Genomic DNA, 19,863 nt, shown 5'->3' on the forward strand with positions numbered 1-19,863 from the left:
TCTTTTTCAAAAAAGCAGCAGGGCGGATTTCTCCGCCCTGCTGTCTTATTCTGCTTTGTCTCAGGCCACCTGATTCCAGAAGCGATAAAGGATCACCGCGAACTGGGCGCGGGTGGCTGTTCCAGCGGGGTTCAGCGTCCCTGCGCTGGTGCCGCCCACGATGCCGTTGGCCACGGACCACTGCAGGGGTTCCACTGCGTATCCCGCCACGCTGCCGGCATCCGGATAGGCGCTCAGATCGGCCCGCTGGCCGTTGGCATAATTCCGCAGTTCCGCAAAGCGGTACAGCAGGGCCACCAGCTGCTGCCGGGTCACCGCCGCACCGGGGTTGGTACCGTCGGAGATGCCGTTGTCCATGGCCCAGGTGCGTGCCTCTGCCATGTTGGCGGGAGACTTTCCGCTGAGCCGCGCCAGGATCATCCACACCTGCTGGCGGGTGATACTGCCGTTGGGGCTGAACGTCGTGGCCGTGGTGCCGTTGACGTAGCCGTTGTCATAGGCCCAGACAATCTCATCGTAGGCCCAGAAGGTCTCCGGTACGTCGGCAAAGAAGGCGTTCTCCCCAGTGCGGGCGAAGGTGACTTCGATGGTCACCCGGCCGCGGGGCTGTTCAAAGGTATAGGTGCCGTCCCGATTGGCGGTGACGTCGATCTCCCGGCCATTCCGGTCGGTGACGATGACCTCGTCCACCCCATAACCGCTGTCGGGATCCGGGGTGATGGTCACCTTGTCGCCCTCCTCGGGAGTCCGGGGATTCACCTTCACGCTGCCGCCGCTGCCGACATCCAGGATGGGGGCGTAACTGGGATCGCTGTCAGAGCCGCCGGAGCCGGTAGATGGGGCAGAATAATAAACCTCATACCCTCCCGAGATCTGCCGCACATAGTAGTTTGCGGCACATTGGATATTCGCCGCACTGAAAGCATGGCCGTTTGTGTAAATAGAGATGTTCTTGGAGACGGAGACCGTTTCACTGATGTCCTTCAGCAGATACACGGCCGAACCCACGGGCGCGGAGGAGATCGCCTCTGCCAGCGTCTCGTAGTACGTCTCCGTGTTTCCGGACACCACGTAAGCGGTATCAGAGGCTGCGGCTTCCTCCACATTTACCTGGTTCAGATACTTGTTCGCACAGTCGATAAAGGTGGATCCTGTGACCGTGATCGGAGCAACCTGCTCTCCTTCCACAGCGCCGGTATTATTGACGCAGTATCCGCCCTCCTGGCTACAGTTTTTGAATGTGTTGTCCGCAATTGTGATTGTGGAGGTTTCGGTCACCGCGCCGCTGAACATAATTCCGCTGCCGCTGCCGCTCAGATCAAAGGTGTTCCCCGTAATCGTACACTTGTCGATTGTACCATAGGCCACAGAGATCGCACGGGACTGGTTTGTTCCATCAAAGGTGCAGTCTGTCACCGTGAGCTCTTCGCCTGCAACCAGCATTCCCCAGCTGCGCATGTTCCGGAAGGTGCAATGATCGTATGTCACATCATTTGCATGGGGATTATTGAGCGCCATATAGCACGTTTTGACCTCGATGTCATCGAGTCCCTCCACGCCTTCCAGTCCGGTGAAGGTCGTATTGGTATAGGTGGCGTTGTTCCAACGGTCAAACACCGCAAATCCGTTGGTACGGATGGTACAGTCTGTTACAACCAGCTTCCACGCTTCGTCGATATTCTCGCCGGTTTGCGCCCAAGCAGCAACGCCGATCACAGAAGGAGACGCACTGTTGATTTCGTCTGCGGTCCCGGCAACAGGGGCGATCAATTCCGTGTTTTTCAGAGTCAGGGTTCCTTCGGCGGCGCCGTAATGAACAATGGCGCCATAGGGAATTGCAGTGCCGGTCATCCGCTGAACAATGCAGTTTTGGATGGTAAGATTTGTTCCCGTTTCCGTGGTTTTTAATTTGCAGGCCCCCTGGTCCTTAGAGTCCTGCTCAGAATAGGTCTGCTGGAACCAGATGCCATCCAGTGTGACGCCATCCGCGGCAACACTGACCGTTCCCGTCAGGATCGTGCCGGCTTCGTCCGCGCCGCTGCCAAGCAGCGTGATCTTCTTGCTGATTGTGAGATCGTCGGCATAGGTCCCGGGTTTGATCCGAACCGTGTCACCGGAGCCGGCCGCATCAATGGCTCCCTGGATCGTGGTGAACTCCCTGTCGCCTATCTGCGCCACAAAGGTCTTGGCGGGATCTTTCCCCACCACAAAGCTGCCGTTCTCATCCTTGACCGCCACATAGCCGTCCTGGCACAAGGCCTCCGGCACTTCAGCGGAGAAGGTGCCGCCGGAGACAGAAACTACCTCGCCGGCAGTGGGCCATGCTTCTTCCGTCTTATTTGCATTATTGAAGGCGTAGGCCTTGACTGCATCAACACTTTCTGCGGATTGGAAGGTTCCGTCCTCAATGGTGACGGTGCCCAGGTCCTGATAGCCCTCCCGCTCCACAATGGAGATGGCAGCGCCGTCGCCGATGACGCCGTCGCTGTCAGTTTTTTGCGTCGGCTCCCCTGTCACTGTGATGGCCGTCTGCGCTCCCCGTACTGCCAGACTGCCGGCGCACATCTGCACACCCACATACTTGGCGTTGATGATGGAGTTTTCGATGGTCACTGTCCCGGTGCTGGGGAAGTAGATGCCGTTCCCATTGGGCACGTTGAGGGTGCTGTTCTTCAGGGCGATGGCGTTCTTCACATTGGTGCCGTTGGTGACGATGCCGTAGATATCTTCTCCCTTAACGTCGACGGTAACACCTTCCAGGGTGAGGGAACTGTTGCTGTACAGCACTTGAGCTCCATCTGCCTCAGGGCTTGTCCCCATCAGGGTGCCGTTCTGGATGGTGAGGCCGACATTCTCATAATTGACATCTACAATCGCGTCTGAGCCTGTGTAAGTATACGTTCTGCCGGCAAGATTCAGCGTGCCGCTGCGGCTGCCGGAATAGATCTTGTCACTTCCGGTATAATCGTGCAGCAGCGTCACGACGGCATTGTCCCCGGCAGCGCTCACCGCATTGGCATAGCTGCCATAAATGCGGTCGACACCGCCGACGCTCACCCGGAAGCCGCCGTTGGCAATATAGTCTGCCGCAGTTTCACTGTATAGGAGATACGCGCTGCTGTCCAGCTTGACAGCATCCGTGCCGCCCTCCAGAACCTCAAGTGTCACGCCGGCGCCGATTTCGGCGGGCAGCGGAATCGTACTGTTCCCGGATTTCACGCTGACAGGCAGCTTCGCCCGAATGGTGCCGCCCTGCCCGGAAACCGAGTTGATGAGCCGCATAGTGGAGTCCACGCCATCAACCGGCTTACTGCTGTAATTCGTCTTCAATGCCACTGCGCCGTCACTGCTGGTAACTGCCGTGCCGTCAATATCACAGCCATTGAGATCAATGGTCACACCATAATTTACAGTACTGATGCCGGAGGTGAGCACGAGACTTTTCTGCAGCTGGACGGTGCTGCCGGCAGGCGCTGCTTTCGCAGCCGCACTCAACGTCAGGTAGTTGGTTCTGCTCCCATCCCGGGCAATCACGACCGCCTCGGCGGACTCGTCTTTCACTCCAACAGAGAGGGAACCGTCGGGATTTTTCACCACGCCGTAGCCATCCCTGAAGGCGTCGGAACTGTTGACAACCCGCGCCGCCTCGGCGCCGGGGAAGCTGCCGCCGGAAATTTCTGCTGTGGCTGTTTCTGCCAGACTGATTACGTACGAAGAGCCGTCGCCCCGCGTCTGGAAGGTACCGCCGGTGAGCGTGAGATCCGCGCCGGCACCCATGGAAATGGCGGTTCCGCTGCTCTCACTGGTGAATGTTCCTTTCGAAATGGTCAGCTTGCCGGTGTTGGCCCCGCCTGCAAAGTAGTCAGAGCCCACAACCGTGCTCTCGGCGGTAAATGTGCCGCCGGAGATCGTTGCCGTGTTGGCATTATATACGGCATAGCGACTCTCGCCGGGCTGCGTGAAGTTGCCGCCAGTGATGGTCAGCTCTCCGTAATCGTCATTCTTTACTGTGATCTGGCCGCCGGTAAAGGTGCCGCCGTTGATGGTCAGCTTGGCTTGCTTCCCGCCCGCGCTGGGCTGGGGCTCACCATTGGATCCAGCCTCCGCTGCGGAGCTGTTCTGCCAGCCATTGCCGATCAGGCTGGAATAGAGGCCGGAGTTGCTATCAGAAAACTTCACCGTGACGCCGTCTTTGATGGTCATGGTGCCGAAGTTCTTCAACACATACCAGCTGTTGCTGCCGCTTGCGTCGCTGCCGGTACTGGCCTCCTGAGAGCGGGTATAAGAGCCGCCCTGCAGGGTGATGGCCGCATTGATGTTGTTGTACACCGCACCCCTGCCATGGCTGATGTTATCCACCACGCCGGTCTTCTCCGCGGAGGTATCCACAATGGTAATCCGGGTGCTGTTGTTGAAGATCGTATGACTTTCCTTATTGGTCAGGGTGTGGCCGTTCAGGTCGATTTTGATATACCGGCCTTCCGGGATCACCACGTCTTCAGCCAAGTTCTCATTCAGTGTAATGGTGTACAGTCCTTTGTTGGTGTCTTTGTTATACGCTTGCGTAGCGGCGATGGCCGCACTGACGGAGTCATATTCCGTCGTCCCGCCGTTCTGTTCCATGGTAACGGCGGACTCCTCCAGAAGAATGATCTCCTGAAGCGGCACCTCATTCGGCACAGAGGTGCTGCCATTTTCAGGGATTTCCTCCCCGGTGGGGTCCTGTACACCGTCTTCCGGCGTCTGCGGATCCCTTTCATCCTCTCCGTCACCGGCGGGCAGTTCCGGATCCCCGTCACTGGGCTGAAGGTCCTCTTCTCCCTCCTGCTCTTTCTCCGGATCGTCTGGCTCCTTTTCAGGAGTCGAAGGCTCCTTGATCTGCTCTTCCTGCTGTTCTCCGGATTCTTCCGGAGGTGTGAGTTCCTCTGCAAACACTGCCGTAGGAAGCAACGTCAGTATTAGACAGAGCGCCATCAGGACAGACAGCAACTTTCTCTTCATTTTCTCGTTTCCTCCTTTTATAACTTCTTTATAACCCCTGCGCTTCAGGTTCAGAACGCACAATGACACAGCCGCTTTACAGGCGGCTCCCGCTCCGGAGACCGCCTGTAAACACTGCGAACAGGAAAATCACAGAGCATGTCCCATCACCTCCTCCCAACTGACGATAAGCGGTTCATTTAGCGACCGCTCCTGGAAATGCTCCAGCAGCAGACGAAAGCAGACCGCAGATTCGTCCGCTGTGGATTACTGAGTTTTCTTGGACACCGTATCTGTCTGGCGCGCTGTCCGGGTGTCACGGGTCAGCATCTGTTCGATCCTTTTCTCTTTAGAATATTTTTATGTCAAAATTTATATTTTGACTATATAAAATATCTGGCTCTGCACAGTTTGCACTGTGAGAAAGAAAAAGTGCCACGCCATCAGCGCCTTCCAGGCACTGATGGGTATGAAAAGAAAAGCCGCAATCTTTCTCATTTTTGCGGCTCTTTTTTGTGTGTCAAAAGACGGGATGGGTCTTGTGTTTCAAAATGCCAGATGGTATAATATTACTATCTATACAGTAAGTAAAGATATTTATTTTCGCTTTTATATGGTCAAAATATAAATTATGTCCTATAAAATCAATCCCAGCCTGTTTAGTTGCTGTGCGTGCTCCGCACCGGAGGTCGTCAGATAAATGCGTGTGGTTTCGATGGAACTGTGGCCCAGCACATCGGCCAATCGAACAATATCCTTACAGGCCCGGTAGAAGATCGTGGCAAAGAGATGCCGAAAATTGTGCGGGAATACTTTTCCCGGCTCCACTCCTGCGTATCTGCACAGCTGTTTCATCTCCGCCCAGATCTGACGGCGGCTCAAGCTTCTTCCGCTTCTGGTGAGAAAGATCTCACCAGAAGCGGTTTTGTGTTTTTGCGCGTATTTCAGCAGCTTCCGGCAAAGTTTTTCCGGCAGGAGGATGGTTCGGATTTTCCCTTTTAAAAAGATATCCGTCCGGCCCCGTTTTGCTGCCTCCATGGTGATATACTGCACTTCGGAGACACGGATGCCGGTAGCGCAGATCGTCTCCATAAGCAGCGCCAGCCGCTCCTGCCCTCTGGAACGGGCCGTCTCCATCAGACGTTCGTACTCCGGACGTGTCAGCTCCCGGCCCGCGTCCCGGAACAGCCGGCGCTGGACTCTCAGAAATTTTACCCGGCACCCGTCCCAGCCCAGAAAGTGAAACAGGCCGTTGAGCGCCGCCAGCATGGCATTGACCGTTGCCGGCGCATAGTCCTGCGTAAGCAGATGCTCTTTCCAGGCTGCCGCCGTCTCCTTTGTCACCGGAGAGCCGTCCAGCCAGACGGCGAATGCCCGGATGTGGCGCAGGTAATTCTCGATGGTACCGGGGCTGCGCTCCTCGGCACGCAGGTGCGCAGCAAAGGCTGTGAGTCGTTCACTGGAAATCGTAAGTTCAGACATTTGCAGACCTCCTCAACAAAAGATCCTCCTTATTTTACCTTACAGACGGCGGTTTATGTGCCGGGGATATTCTCCCGAGCTCTTCGGAAAAAGCCGAAAAAGCGGGAACATCTACGTGATGTTCCCGCTTTTTCCATGTCACAATATCTGTTTTTCTGCCGGAGATGTCTCCCGCCCTCCGCCGTATTGCGGCTGTGCTTTGATCAGCCAGTCCCGGGCTTCCTGCAGCTCCCGCCTTCCCGGCGTGATCTGCAGCTGGTAGTTGACCCGGCCCAGGAGCTGAGCCAGGTAGCGGTCCTCCGGTCCGTCGATCCCGGCTCGCGCCATGTGGCCGGAGATGCCAAATTTTTGGCAGAAATGCAGCTCCTGGCGCAGTGCACGGCGCTCTTCGGACGGGACATTGCACTTTTTGTTGACCACAATACCTGTCACAAGCTGCCGGCGGTCTGCCGGGAGCCATTTTGTCTTTCCGGGATTGAGATAGAACCCCAGCGCCCGCAGCCGGGGCTCCACGCACCGGAGCACCTCATCCCGGGCGAAATCGCCGGAGAACGTCATGTCGTCGCAGTACCGGGTGTAAGCGATCTGCCTCTCCCGGCACCAGGCCCCCACCTCGTTGTCAAAGTCCCGCATAAGGATATTGGTGATGCAGGGGGATGTGGGCGCCCCCTGGGGCAGCCGATCCCACCCGTAGCACAGCATAGCCAGCAGAATACGTAAGTTCTCTGCATAAACCTCAGCTGGAAAGGCAGTTTCCTTCACAGCGGAATACAGGATACTGTCAAAAAAATGACGGATGTCCAGCTTCAAAACACAGGGCTTTCCCACATGGGGCGCAGCATTGCACAGGGTGCTGCCGCCGTATCGATAGGCCGTGGCGTAGGGGGACACAGGCATGTGGACCAGCAGCACCCGCAGGATCTGGCGCTGGATGTGCTTCAGCAGCGGGTCCGGGACCGACAGCTCCCGCACACCGCCGGAGGACTTGGGGAGCTGCCTGCGGATGTAATGGCGGTCCAGTGTATTGCTGACGGCATACAGCGTCCCGGCGGGGATCCCCAGATCCCGCACAAGGGAGGAGAGCTCCCGATAGACAATCAAGTGCTCTCCTCCCTTCTCATGCCTGCGGAGCGATACAAATTTGTATGGGGAACCGCGCGGCGGTATCTTCCAGCACATCGCAGGTGTGCTCCAATACCGCAAGCGGGCTCGCCTGCGCGAAGCGCATACGCCAGAATCCAGCCAACCGGCCGCGACTCGCGGCCGGCGCCCGAAAGGGGCTGCAGCTATCACCCCTGTCAGCAGGCATGGTGCGAACTTTATCAGAATTATAGCAGATCGCCCGCCGCTGTCAAGAGGCGGACGGCAGCTGCACCTTCACCGTCTGGGACACCGCCTTTTCGATCTCCGCCTGGAGCACACATCCGGCTGCACCTTTACGGGCAATCGGTTCCGTTTCAACTGCACCGATGGCACTCCCGGCCACTCCCTATACAACGAAAATACGTTTGAATACAACGGCATCGCCGTCCTGCTGAAATCGGTTCCCTCAGACCCCGCGCCGGACTTTCAGAACAGTGTGTTCCCCGGCAACGACACCGATATCCGGCTGTCCCCCGGCGGGTGGGCCCACCGTGAGTCCCAGGGCGTCCGCCCCGGCATTTTATCAAAATCACGACTGGTTTTTTATGGAACACTGCCAAACTTTTTATAGGGTTGCATCCGATACTTGACAAAAAATATCCAAATTGGTATTCTCCAATTAACAATACGACGCATAAAAGGAGAACGCGGCATTGGTCATTACCCGGGAGACAGATTACGCCCTGCGCATCCTGCGGGCACTGTTGGATGGAAAACTGCATACCGCGGGACAGATCGCACAGGATGAACTCCTCCCCCAGGCCTTTGCCTATAAAATCCTGAAAAAGCTGGAGAAGGCCGGACTGGTGGAGGTGGTCCGCGGAACGGCGGGCGGCTGCCGGCTGTCGGCGGATTTGACCGGCACCAGCCTCTATGACCTGATGAAGGCCATGGGAGAACGCGGGAATCTGAGCTCCTGCATGGATCCGGCGTATCAATGCCCCTGGCGCAGCTGCCACGGCGGCTGCACCGTGCACTGCAAGCTGGCTGAGATTCAGAACAAGCTGGACGAGGAGCTGCGGGCCCACAGCCTGCAGGAGATTTTGACGGACCCCTGATTTGACAGTTTTTCTTTTGCTTGAAAGTTGATAAATTTTATCAAGATTAAAGAGGAGGTACGACTATGCTGTTTCAGACCACACAGGCACACGAGGAACTCCGCGCCAAAGTCCGTGCGTTTGCGGAGGAGGAGATCAAACCCATCGCGTTCATGCTGGACCAGCAGAACGAGTTCCCGGACGAGGCCATCCGGAAGCTGGGCGAGATGGGCCTCATGGGCATCCCCTTCCCCGCGGAGTACGGCGGCGCCGGGCTGGATGCCCTGAGCTACGCCATCGCCGTGGAGGAGCTGGCCCGGGTGGACGGCGGCGCGGGCGTCATCCTGTCCGCCCATGTCTCCTTAGGCTCCTGGCCCATCTTCGCCTACGGCACCGAGGAGCAGAAGCGCAAGTACCTGGTGCCCCTGGCCAAGGGCGAGAAGATCGGCGCCTTCGGCCTGACGGAGCCCAACGCCGGATCCGACGCCGGCGGCACTGAGACCACCGCCGTCCTGAAGGGCGACCACTATGTCCTCAACGGCGGCAAAATCTTCATTACCAACGCCCCCAAGGCGGACACCTATGTGGTCTTTGCCGTCACCACACCGGATATCGGCACCCGGGGCATCAGCGCCTTCATCGTGGAGAAGGGCTGGAAGGGCTTCTACTTCGGCGACCACTACGACAAAATGGGCATCCGCTCCTCCTCCACTGCCGAGCTGATCTTTGACAATGTGGAAGTGCCCAGGGAGAACCTGCTGGGCAAGGAGGGCGACGGCTTCAAGATCGCCATGTCCACCCTGGACGGCGGCCGCATCGGTATCGCAGCCCAGGCGCTGGGCATCGCCCAGGGGGCCTATGACGCCGCCGTGGCCTACTCCAAGGAGCGCATCCAGTTCGGCAAGCCCATCGGCTTCCAGCAGGCCATCTCCTTTAAGATCGCCGACATGGCCACCAAGCTCCGCTGCGCCCGGTTCCTGGTGTACTCCGCCGCCGAGCTGAAGGAGGCGCACGCCCCCTACGGCATGGAGTCCGCCATGGCCAAGATGTACGCCTCCGACATCGCCCTGGAGGTCACCAACGACGCCCTGCAGATCCACGGCGGCGCCGGGTTCATGAAAGGTATGGAGGTGGAGCGGGCCTACCGGGACGCCAAGATCACCACCATCTACGAGGGCACCAACGAGATCCAGCGGGTGGTCATCGCCTCCCATATCCTGGGCAAGGCCCCCAAGAGTTCCGGCGGTTCCTCCAGCCAGCCCAAGAAGCCCGCGCCCGTCACCGGTGTGCGGAAGAAGGTCATCCTGCGGGACGGCTCCCCCGCCGAGCAGGTGGCCGCCCTGGTGGAGCATTTGAAGAAGGACGGCCACGACTTCACTGTGGGCATCCCCCTGGACACCCCCATCGCCCAGGCGGAGCGGGTGGTCTCTGCCGGCAAGGGCATCGGCGGCAAGAAGAACATGAAGCTCATTGAGGATCTGGCCAAGGCCGCCGGCGCGGCCATCGGCTCCTCCCGTCCGGTGGCGGAGACGCTGAAATACGTGCCCCTGAACCGCTATGTGGGCATGTCCGGTCAGAAGTTCACCGGCAACCTGTACATCGCCTGCGGCATCTCCGGCGCGGTGCAGCACCTGAAGGGTATCAAGGACGCCTCTACCATCGTGGCCATCAACACCAACGCCGGCGCCCCCATCTTCAAAAACTGCGACTATGGCATCGTTGGGGATGTGAACGAGATTCTGCCCCTGCTGACCGCTGCTCTGGACACCGGCGAAAAGCAGCCCGCGCCGCCCATGGTGAAGATGAAGCGGCCCCGTCTCCCCAAGCCGGAGCCCATCGGCAAGCGATACGTCTGCGGCGGCTGCGGCTATGAGTACATCCCCGAGCTGGGCGACCCGGACGGTGACATCGCCCCCGGCACGTTGTTTGAAAAGCTGCCGGAGGACTGGGTCTGCCCGGAGTGCGCGGAGCCCAAGGACCAGTTCATTGAGGCGTAACGGCCTGTCATCTGTGAGTAAAGGAGGATTTCTTCATGCATTGTGTGAGAACTGTTACCGAAAATCTCTATTGGGTCGGCGCCAATGACCACCGTCTGGCTCTGTTTGAGAACATCCACCCCATCCCCAAGGGGGTCAGCTACAACGCCTATCTGCTGCTGGACGAAAAGAGCGTCCTGTTTGACACGGTGGACTGGTCCGCCTGCCGCCAGCTGCTGGAGAACCTCGAATACCTGCTGAACGGAACGCCTCTGGACTATCTGGTCATCAACCACATGGAGCCGGACCACGGCGCCTCCATCGAGGAGATCCTGCTGCGCTATCCCAAGGTCCGGATCATCTCCACGGAGAAGGCCTTCATGCTGATGCGCCAGTTCGGCTTCCATGTGGACGGTCACGAGTGCATCCAGGTCAAGGAGGGCGACACCTATTCCTTCGGCGACCACACCGTCACCTTTGTGGGAGCTCCCATGGTCCACTGGCCCGAGGCCATGGTGACCTTTGATACCACCAACGGCGTCCTCTTCTCCGCCGACGCCTTTGGGTCCTTCATCGCCCTGGACGGCAAGCTGTTTGCCGACGAGGTGAACTTCGACCGGGACTGGATCGACGAGGCCCGCCGGTACCTCACCAACATCGTGGGCAAGTATGGCCCCCACATCCAGCTGCTGCTGGGCAAGGCCGGCGGCATCCTGGACCAGATCCGGTATATCTGTCCCCTTCATGGTCCCGTGTGGCGGAAGGATCTGGGCTACTTCATCGACAAGTACGACAAATGGAGCCGCTATGAGCCGGAAGTCAAGGGCGTGCTGATTGTCTACGCCTCCATGTACGGCAACACCGAGGCAGCCGCCCAGGCGCTGGCCGCCAAGCTCTGCGAACGGGGCATCACCGACGTGGCCCTGTACGATGTGTCCAACACCCATGTGTCCTACCTGATTGCCGAGAGCTTCAAGTACAGCCACATCGTCCTGGCCTCCGTTACCTACAATCTGGGCATCTACCCGGTGATGAAGAGCTATCTGGAGGACATGAAGGCCCTGAACCTCCAGAACCGCACCTTCGCCATCATCGAGAACGGCTCCTGGGCCTGCAAGTCCGGAGACCTGATGCAGGCCTTCATCGACGAGGAACTCAAGAACATGACGGTGCTCAACGAGCGGCTGTCCCTGGCCTCCTCCCTTCAGGCGGACAAGGCCGCAGAGCTGGATCAGCTGGCGGACGCCCTGGTGGAATCCCTGCAGGAGGACCTGGAGAACTGACGCCCCGAGCAGCCGGATAGCTCCGTGCACCGGAGGAAATCCCATAAGAAACGCGCACCGGGCGGAAACGGTCTCCCCCGGTGCGCCTTCGCGCAGAGGAGGGCGGCATATCCCTACGGATATGCCGCCCTCTTTTTCTTTCGGGTCAGCCGGTGGACTCCCCCGAGGCGGGCTTTCGGCACAGGCAGGCCGCCTGCCGCCTCGCTGCTGGGGCAGGGCAGGTGGACCTGGCGGGCACTTCGTCCCGTGCTCCGCGTCCCGCTCCCCACCGCTGCTGTCTGCGACCAGCAGCATATTCGATCCGTTTTTCTCAAAAAGCTGGCCAGATATTTCTTCAGACACCTGGCCCCGGAAATGAACCGCGTCCCATTTTCAAAAATCAAATTATGTATCGTTCTCTTCCCGCATAGCGGCCGTTCTGGGGCTATTATAAAAAATTGAGATTTCCGGAGAAGCCTCAAAAGCTATGGGCATATACCTTTCCGTTACAGCCCGTGAAGCGGGATCAAAGGGAAAATACCGCCCTCGCCGCGCTCAGGAACCGTTTGACAGTAACTGCGGCCCCGGGGGTGTGGAACAAGCCGAAGGGGATGGTGTAGTTCCAGTCCACGGGGAGGGCCTTCAGCCGGGAGTTCACATTTCTGTCGGTTGTCAATGGTCATCATGTCCTTGGAGTTTTCACGCGGGTTGAACACCTGGATGCTGAAGAAGTCAAAGCCCACGAACCGGATCTGGGAATCGTCCTGTCACAGCTCCGGTGCCCACTGGTCAATGGGACCGGTCACGCAGCAGGCGGCCGCTGCTGGAAACGGAGGTCTGTTCCCCACACAGGGGGAAATGAAATTCTCCATGATAAATTCACAATCCTGTGCTATACTTTTTCCCGGTGATTGTTGATGAAACGAATTCTGATCGTGGAGGATGAGCCGGAGCTGCAGGAGCTGCTGTGCGCCTATCTGCAGGACGCGGGCTATGCGGCCGCTGTGGCCGGAGACGGCGCAGCGGCCCTGGACCTGTTCCGCGCCCAGTCTTTTGACCTGGTCCTGCTGGACATCATGCTGCCGAAAATCGACGGTTTCGGGGTCTGCGCGCAGATCCGACGCCAGTCCCAGGTGCCCATTCTGATGCTCACGGCTCTGGACGGAGAGACGCAGCAGCTCCGGGGCTTCGGCCTGAATATCGACGACTACGTGACCAAGCCCTTCTCCATGCCGGTCCTGCTGGAGAAAATCCGGGTGATCCTTCTCCGGAGCGGCGAAGCGGCGGAAAGCCGCCTGCATTACCGGGATCTGGTGGTGGACCTGGACACCAGGGAGGCTGCACTGGACGGCCGTCCCCTGGAGCTGACGGCCCGGGAATTCGAGCTGCTGCGCACCTTTCTGGCCGCGCCGGGGCGGGTCTTCACCCGGGAGATGCTGCTCTCCAGGCTGTGGGGCTACGACTTCTTCGGGGATGAACGGGTGGTGGACAGCCACATCAAAAACCTCCGCCACAAGCTGGGGCGGGACTATATTGAAACCGTGAGAGGGGTGGGCTACCGTGCTGCGAAGGAAACTCGCTGAAAGCCTGACAGTGCGTATTTTTCTGCTTACCTTCCTGCTGCTGCTGGGGGCAGGGGGACTCACCTTCGCCCTGATTGCCTGGGCCACCCCCATCACCTACACCGCTGTGATCAGCGACCGGCTCCAGGCCCAGGTAGCCGACCTCACCCAGCAGCTGGCGCAGACCAATCTGGCCGACGCGGGGCCCATCCTGGACGCCTTTGTCCGGGAGAGCGGGGCGGAGGTAGCCCTGACGGCCCCCGGCGGGGCGGAGGCGGACACCGGCTCCCTGTTGGTCCTGCCGGAGGAGGACTGGCAGGTGGCCGTCACCATGTCCGGGGCGGACAACTCGGTCCAGACCTATGAGGCCGACACCTATCAGGTGCAGATTGACCGGGCCGACGGTGTGGTGACCGCCACTCAGACGGGGATCCTCACCACCCAGATCACCTTTGCCGACCAGGAGGGGACCTACCAGCTGCTGGTCTCCCCTCAGCTCCGCTTGGCCAACCAGGCGGTGGAGGCTCTGGGGCGGGTGGCCCCCTGGCTGGCTCTGGCGCTGCTGGCCTTCTCCCTGCTGTGTGCGTTCGGGTACTCCCGGTATATCACCCGGCCCATCGTGCGGCTGAACGGCATCGCTGGCAGGATGGCGGAGCTGGACCTCCAGTGGGTGTGTGGGGAGCGGCGCCGGGACGAGATCGGCCAGTTGGGCCGCAGTCTGGACAAAATGGCCCGGCGGCTGTCTGCCGCCCTCACCGACCTGGAAACCGCCAACCAGGCCCTGCGGGGGGAGGTGGCCCGGGAGCGGGAGCTGGACCGACAGCGGATGGCCTTTTTCTCCGCCGCCTCCCACGAGCTGAAGACGCCCGTCACCATTTTGAAGGGACAGCTGGCCGGGATGCTGGAGGGCGTCGGCGTATATCAGGACCGGGACAAGTACCTGCTCCGCTCTCTCCAGACAACCGGCCGGATGGAACGCCTGATCGGCGAGATGCTGTCCATCTCCCGCATGGAGTCCGGATCTGCCGCCGTCCGGCAGGAGACCGTGGACCTGTCCGCCCTGATGGCGCAGCAACTGGCTCTGGACCGGGAGCTGCTGGAGCAGCGGGGCCAGCAGCTGGTGTCCGCACTGACCCCGGGGATTACCGTGCCCGCAGATGCCTCCCTGCTGGGGAAGGCCGTGGGCAACCTGCTCTCCAACGCCTCCCGCTACTCGCCGGAGGGGGCGGAAATCCGGGTTTGGTGCGGCCGGTTGGAGGGCCGCCCCGCCCTGAGTGTGGAGAACACCGGAGCGCGGGTCAGCGGAGATGCCCTGCCCCACCTGTTTGAAGCCTTTTACCGGGAGGAGGGTTCCCGGAACCGGAGCACCGGCGGCAGCGGACTGGGGCTCTATCTGGTGAAAATGATCCTGGACCGGCACGGCGCGGTGTGTACCATTGAGAATACGGAGGAAGGGGTAAAAGCGACTGTAAGGTTTTAGTTTTCTGCCCATTCCGGACTTTCTTCCGCAGATGTGACCGTTTCAAGTATACGCTGAGACATCGTACAAGCGGAGAAGCTGCATAGATCAGGCCGAGGAGGTTGCGTATGGCGAAAAAAATCCTGGTTCATGGTTCTGGACACAAGGCGGCAAGCTGGAAGGAAACGGTCTCCTGCATGGACGGCAAAGAGGATCTGCTGTGTCCGGACCTGTGTGCCCTGCTTGCCGGGAAAACAGCAAGCTATCCGAGCCTCTATGGGGCGTTTGCAGAATACTGTGATCACGTCGGCAGGGCGGTCCATCTGTGCGGTCTTTCACTGGGCGGTATCCTGGCGCTGAACTATGCGCTGGACTTCCCCGAAAAGGTAAAAACGCTGGTCCTGATCGGGACGCCTCATAAAATTCCCAAGGCGGCGTTCGGTATCCAAAACCTGATTTTCCGCTTTCTGCCCAGATCCGTTTTTGACACCATGGCCTTTGATAAAGAGAGCACGTTTGTCTTGGGCAATTCCATGAAGAAGCTGGATTTCAGCGGCAGAGTGCGCGGTATGCGGTGTCCCGTCCTCATCATCTGCGGGGAAAAGGACCGTTCGAATATCCGCTCCGCCCAATACCTGTCGCAGAACATCCCTGGCGCGGAATTACAGCTTATCGAACATACCGGCCATGTTGTGAATGAAGAAAACCCAAAGGCGCTGGCCGAGCGCCTGAACAAATTCTATTCCCTGCATCCCTGACTGCTCCGCCAATCTATATGGAAGAAAACGAGTCCGCCGCAAAACAGAAATGTTCTGCGGCGAACCTTTTTGGCAGGATATTTCCCGGTGTCCGCTTCTCCACACAAACCACACATAATCTCCAACTCCCCTCCACACAGCCATGGTATCCTTTCCGTATCCCAAGCAGAAAGGATCCCGATCACATGGAAATCAACATTCAAAACGTCAGCATGACCTACCCCAGCGGAAAACAGGCCCTGCAGAACCTGAGTCTGGAGCTCCGGTCTCCCAGCCTCATCGGCCTGCTGGGGCCAAACGGCGCGGGCAAGTCCACTCTGATGAAGCTGCTGGTGGCCGCCCTGCTCCCCACATCCGGCTCCATTCTGGTGGACGGACAGCCCCTTCTCAAGACGGAGCGGCAGCTGAAGGCCCAGCTGGGCTATCTTCCCCAGGACTTCGGGTTGTTCAACGAGCTCACCGTGGCCCAGTTCCTGGACTATATGGCCGCCCTGAAGGGGCTGCGGGACTCCGGAACAGCCGTCCGCGAGGTGATCCGGACGGTCAATCTGGAGGGGCAGGCCCGCGCCCGCATCCGCAGCCTGTCCGGCGGACAGCGCCAGCGGGTGGGCATCGCCCAGGCCCTGCTGGGCGCCCCTCCCCTCCTGATCCTCGATGAGCCGACGGTGGGGCTGGACCCGGAGGAGCGCATCCACTTCCGCAACCTGTTCTCCCGCACGGCCCAGGACCGGCTGGTACTGCTGTCCACCCACATTATCGAGGACGTGCAGTCGGTGTGTGACCGGCTGGTGGTCATCGACCACGGGCAAATCCTGTTCACCGGCACGCCGGAGCAGTTGATTCAGGCGGCAGAGGGCCATGTGGGCGTGTTCTGGGAACGGGAAGCCGGTCAGGAGCAGGGCCTGCACATCACCGCCCGGGTCAACACCAGCCAGGGCGTCCGATGCCGCGCAGTGGCGGACGCGCTGCCCGCCTATGTCCAGCGGTCGGAACCGTCTCTGGAGGACGCCTACCTCTATCTCATCTCACGGGAGGCGGTACAATGAAGCTCCTGCGTCTGTTCCCCCTGGAGCTGGGACGGCTTCTGCACAGCCGCATGACCTGGCTCATCGTTCTTCTGACCGTCATCTCCCCCGCAGTAGGACTCGTCCTCTACAAGCCGGCCATTGCCAGCACCATGCTCTCCATGTACCTGGCCAATCCGGCCCTGGCCGGAGGGGCGGCGGGCGGTATTCTCTTCGGCCTGCTCACAGTATATGAGCTGGACCGGGCCGGCCGCAGCCGTGTGGAGGCGCTCACCAATGCGGTTGTTTCTCCTCTAGCTGCGGCGCTGGTACGCCTGCCGGCCCTGCTGGCGGCAGCCGGACTGGCGCTGGTCCTCACCATGCTGGTGTGGCTTCCCATCAGCTGTGGGCTGATCGGCTCCATCTTTGACGGGGGCGACTATGTCCTGGCGTACCTGCTGTTCATGGGACTGGCGCTCCCGCTGTCTATTCTGGCTGCCTCTGCCGCCTATCAATATACTCGGCGGGCGGACCTGTCCCTGGTGCTCTTTGCCGCCTTTGCGGCGTTGAGCCTGACTGTCTGGGCGGACAACTGGCAGCTCTGCTGGCTGAACCCCTGCGTGTGGGCGCTGTCGGACGATTTCTCCAATTTCCGCATCTTTCGGTCCGTAGCCTGGATGCGGCTCACCTGGCTGGCGGCCCTGGCGGGGATCTGGACGGTGTCGTATCTCTGCATCCGGCAGTACGGGAAGGGGCTGCCCGGCTCCCTGGCCCGGAGCGTGCGGCGGGCCCACCGGCCTATCATCGCCCTGTCGCTTCTGGCCTGTTCCGGCTTTGCCTATGCCGCCCAGCCCCTGGTGGACCACAGCAACCCCGACCAGACGGTTATGGACTTCTACCAGGTTCCCTATGCGGAGAATGTGGTCTGTACCAGCCGCAGCGCCCAGGTATTCCCGGACACCACCGCTGGGACGGTCTCCGGCACGGCGGCCTACCGGTTCCGGAACACCTCCGGGCAGGCGTGGACAGCGGCCTTCGGCGTCAATCCGGGCTATACCATCTCCAACGTGCGGGTCAACGGCGCCGAAGTGCCCTTCTCTGTGAGCGACTATCAGGAGTACAACGAGGCCATGCTGGAGGTGGCCCTCCCGTCGGACCGGGAGATCGAACTGACTATGGACTACGGTGGCTTTCCCCGGGAAAACCGGAATGTGTCCATCATGCAGGGCGGCACGGAGATCAGCTCTGAATACCTATGCCTGGAAAATGCCGGATTGTCTCCCCGCCTGATAAACGTGCTGCCGGGGGAAAACGGTTATCCCACCACCATCGAGATCACGCTTCCCGCATCCATGTCGGTCATCCCCTTCGGGGCCAGCAAGGCGAAGGTCGTCGCAGAACAGACAGACGGCACAAAAACCTGGCGCTATGACTCCAACAGCGCCGGCGGCATTCTCTATGCCGGGGACTACATCCGCCAGGATATCCAGGCCGGCGGCATGGACATCGAATTCTACTACGGCCGCAAGCATCAGGCCGCCATGGAGGCCGCCGGGGCGGCGGAGGCCGTGAAGTCGGTGGTGGACTACTGTACAGCGCACTACGGCATGTTGTCCTTCGGCAGCGGCGATACCCTGAAGCTCATTCAGAGCCGGGTGACCGGCGGCGGCTACGCCGCAAACGGCGCCAGTCTGCTGGACGAGGCAGACTTCACCGCCGACAATCTGAGCGATACCGGCAAGGGCGGCGGAGCCGGAGAAGTCATGATCCACGAACTGGTCCATCAGTGGTGGGGCCTTGGAAACATGTTTGATGCGTCGGATGAAAGCAGCCCCTGGTCGGCAGAGGGCCTGACGGTCTACACCACCTACCGTATTGTCAAGGAGCGATACGGCCCGTCCTACGCACAGGAGCACTATGTGGACCAGTGGCAGCAGGCGGTGGACAACTATTACCTGAACTTCTATGTCCGCAATCCGGACTATTTGGAGGCGCTGCCCGAAGAGGAGCGGCTGGAGATCTCCAACAGCCTCCGCTATGTGCGGCAGTACTGCGAAATGCCCCTGAAGATTTTGAAAGCGGAGCAACTGGTCGGCGGCGAGGAGGCCATGGACCGGATCCTCCGCGGCCTGTTCAACCGGGAGCTGGATCCCATGTATCCCTATCTGACCTACCAAGACTTTTTAAACGCCTGCGGGCTGACGGAGGAGGACCTGAACCTTGCGTAAAATTTTTCTCTATGAGTGCAAGCGCCTGCTGTGGAACAAATTTTTCGCCGGGCTTGTGCTGGTGCTCCTGTTCTACGGCTGGCAGGTGCTGCGGCGCGTGACCATCCTCGGGGTGTCCCACACCGCCCCCTTTTCCCCCTGGAGCTTCGGGGACTTTCTGAGCCGGATGCTCCCGCTGCTCTGGATCGGGGCGCTGTTTTTCCTGACCTTCTTCACCTCGGAAAAAGCCCGACGGGCAGCAGTGCTCACAGACGCGGCTCCCCTTCCGCCCCGCCGGTACGCCCTGGCCCGGTGCGCCGCCGCTCTGACCGGCACCGCCCTGCTGGCGCTGGCCTGCATCTCAGAAGCCGCCTGCTTCTATGGGATCTATTTCGGCTGGTATGGCTGGAGCGGCCTGGTATTTCCCACGCTGGTCACACTGGTCCCTCCGCTGGTGTTCGCACTGGGCAGCGGCTGGCTGTTGGGAATGCTCCGGCCCTGGCTGCTCTATGTCTGGATGCTGGTTTCTCCCGTCTGTCTGGCGCTCCCCCTGCCGGAATCGCTGGGGCTGTGGAACGGGCGCCTCTTCGCCCAGTATCCCCTGACCCTGGGGACACTGGACCCGGCGTTTACGCTGCCGGCGGCCGTTCTTTTCGTCCAGTTCGCCCTGCTGGCGAGCGGCGTGGTCCTGCTGGCGGTTCGGCCCGAGGGCCAGCGGCAGCACTGAACAGGCCGCCTCCGTCCGCGCCGCATGGGAGAAGGGCGAATTTCCTGTAATGTAATTTTACTTTTCACCAATTAAAGCACAGTAATATTTTCGTTTTGATGGAAACAATTGTCCTCCTCTCCGAATCCGGCCTGTGGGATCAGGCGGCTCCGTATCCGGAAAGTGGAAAACCGTTCCAGGCAGGACGGCGTGTGTGCAAAGAGCCCGGCACGCCGCAGTGTGCTCCCCTCTTTCCAAAAGGACAGGCATCCGGAGATTCCGGATGC

13 protein-coding genes are annotated in these 19,863 nt (G+C 60.0%); 9 read left to right on the forward strand and 4 right to left on the reverse strand.

Features of this window, described 5'->3' with window-relative positions:
- Window positions 1–60: 60 nt before the first annotated feature.
- The 3 genes from HMPREF1546_RS06895 to HMPREF1546_RS06905 all read right to left on the reverse strand — a co-directional run bounded on the left by HMPREF1546_RS06895 (window position 61) and on the right by HMPREF1546_RS06905 (window position 7,563).
- Window positions 61–5,001: an S-layer homology domain-containing protein gene (locus HMPREF1546_RS06895; protein WP_021748804.1), complete on the reverse strand. Its 4,941-nt coding sequence runs from the start codon at window positions 4,999–5,001 to the stop codon at window positions 61–63.
- Window positions 5,002–5,616: 615 nt separating this feature from the next.
- On the reverse strand, window positions 5,617–6,462 hold the full coding sequence (locus HMPREF1546_RS06900; protein ID WP_021748806.1) for a tyrosine-type recombinase/integrase: 846 nt from the start codon (window positions 6,460–6,462) through the stop codon (window positions 5,617–5,619).
- Between the two features lie 138 nt (window positions 6,463–6,600).
- A complete protein-coding gene (locus HMPREF1546_RS06905) occupies window positions 6,601–7,563 on the reverse strand; it encodes a reverse transcriptase family protein (protein ID WP_025544348.1) in 963 nt (320 codons plus the stop codon).
- A 695-nt stretch (window positions 7,564–8,258) separates the two neighbouring features.
- Between HMPREF1546_RS06905 and HMPREF1546_RS06910 the strand changes: the two genes are divergently transcribed.
- From HMPREF1546_RS06910 to HMPREF1546_RS06920, 3 genes are all read left to right on the forward strand, one after another.
- Window positions 8,259–8,663 carry an Rrf2 family transcriptional regulator gene (locus HMPREF1546_RS06910; protein WP_021748810.1) on the forward strand — a complete coding sequence of 135 codons (405 nt, stop codon included), beginning with the start codon at window positions 8,259–8,261 and terminating at the stop codon, window positions 8,661–8,663.
- A 65-nt stretch (window positions 8,664–8,728) separates the two neighbouring features.
- Window positions 8,729–10,639: an acyl-CoA dehydrogenase family protein gene (locus tag HMPREF1546_RS18200; RefSeq protein WP_021748811.1), complete on the forward strand. Its 1,911-nt coding sequence runs from the start codon at window positions 8,729–8,731 to the stop codon at window positions 10,637–10,639.
- Window positions 10,640–10,674: 35 nt separating this feature from the next.
- On the forward strand, window positions 10,675–11,901 hold the full coding sequence (locus HMPREF1546_RS06920; RefSeq protein WP_021748812.1) for an FprA family A-type flavoprotein: 1,227 nt from the start codon (window positions 10,675–10,677) through the stop codon (window positions 11,899–11,901).
- 505 nt (window positions 11,902–12,406) lie between these two features.
- On the opposite strand, the gene HMPREF1546_RS18745 is transcribed toward HMPREF1546_RS06920, so the two are convergent.
- A complete protein-coding gene (locus HMPREF1546_RS18745) occupies window positions 12,407–12,556 on the reverse strand; it encodes a hypothetical protein (RefSeq protein WP_021751815.1) in 150 nt (49 codons plus the stop codon).
- Between the two features lie 241 nt (window positions 12,557–12,797).
- On the opposite strand from HMPREF1546_RS18745, the gene HMPREF1546_RS06930 reads away from it, so the two are divergent.
- The 6 genes from HMPREF1546_RS06930 (at window position 12,798) to HMPREF1546_RS06955 (ending at window position 19,597) form a co-directional block, all read left to right on the forward strand.
- A complete protein-coding gene (locus HMPREF1546_RS06930; RefSeq protein WP_021748816.1) occupies window positions 12,798–13,463 on the forward strand; it encodes a response regulator transcription factor in 666 nt (221 codons plus the stop codon).
- On the forward strand, window positions 13,441–14,922 hold the full coding sequence (locus tag HMPREF1546_RS06935; protein ID WP_021748817.1) for a HAMP domain-containing sensor histidine kinase: 1,482 nt from the start codon (window positions 13,441–13,443) through the stop codon (window positions 14,920–14,922). The genes HMPREF1546_RS06930 and HMPREF1546_RS06935 overlap by 23 nt, the downstream gene beginning before the upstream one ends.
- 107 nt (window positions 14,923–15,029) lie before the next feature.
- A complete protein-coding gene (locus tag HMPREF1546_RS06940) occupies window positions 15,030–15,659 on the forward strand; it encodes an alpha/beta fold hydrolase (protein ID WP_021748818.1) in 630 nt (209 codons plus the stop codon).
- A 185-nt stretch (window positions 15,660–15,844) separates the two neighbouring features.
- Entirely contained in the window at window positions 15,845–16,705 is an 861-nt protein-coding gene (locus HMPREF1546_RS06945) for an ABC transporter ATP-binding protein (protein WP_021748819.1), read from the forward strand.
- Entirely contained in the window at window positions 16,702–18,891 is a 2,190-nt protein-coding gene (locus HMPREF1546_RS06950) for a hypothetical protein (RefSeq protein ID WP_021748820.1), read from the forward strand. Before HMPREF1546_RS06945 ends, HMPREF1546_RS06950 begins: the two co-directional genes overlap by 4 nt.
- Window positions 18,884–19,597, forward strand: coding sequence for a hypothetical protein (locus tag HMPREF1546_RS06955; protein WP_021748821.1), 714 nt, complete (start codon window positions 18,884–18,886; stop codon window positions 19,595–19,597). Before HMPREF1546_RS06950 ends, HMPREF1546_RS06955 begins: the two co-directional genes overlap by 8 nt.
- The last annotated feature ends 266 nt before the right edge of the window (window positions 19,598–19,863 follow it).

Origin of the sequence: Oscillibacter sp. KLE 1745, assembly GCF_000469445.2 — a bacterium.
Lineage (GTDB): Bacteria > Bacillota > Clostridia > Oscillospirales > Oscillospiraceae > Oscillibacter > Oscillibacter welbionis.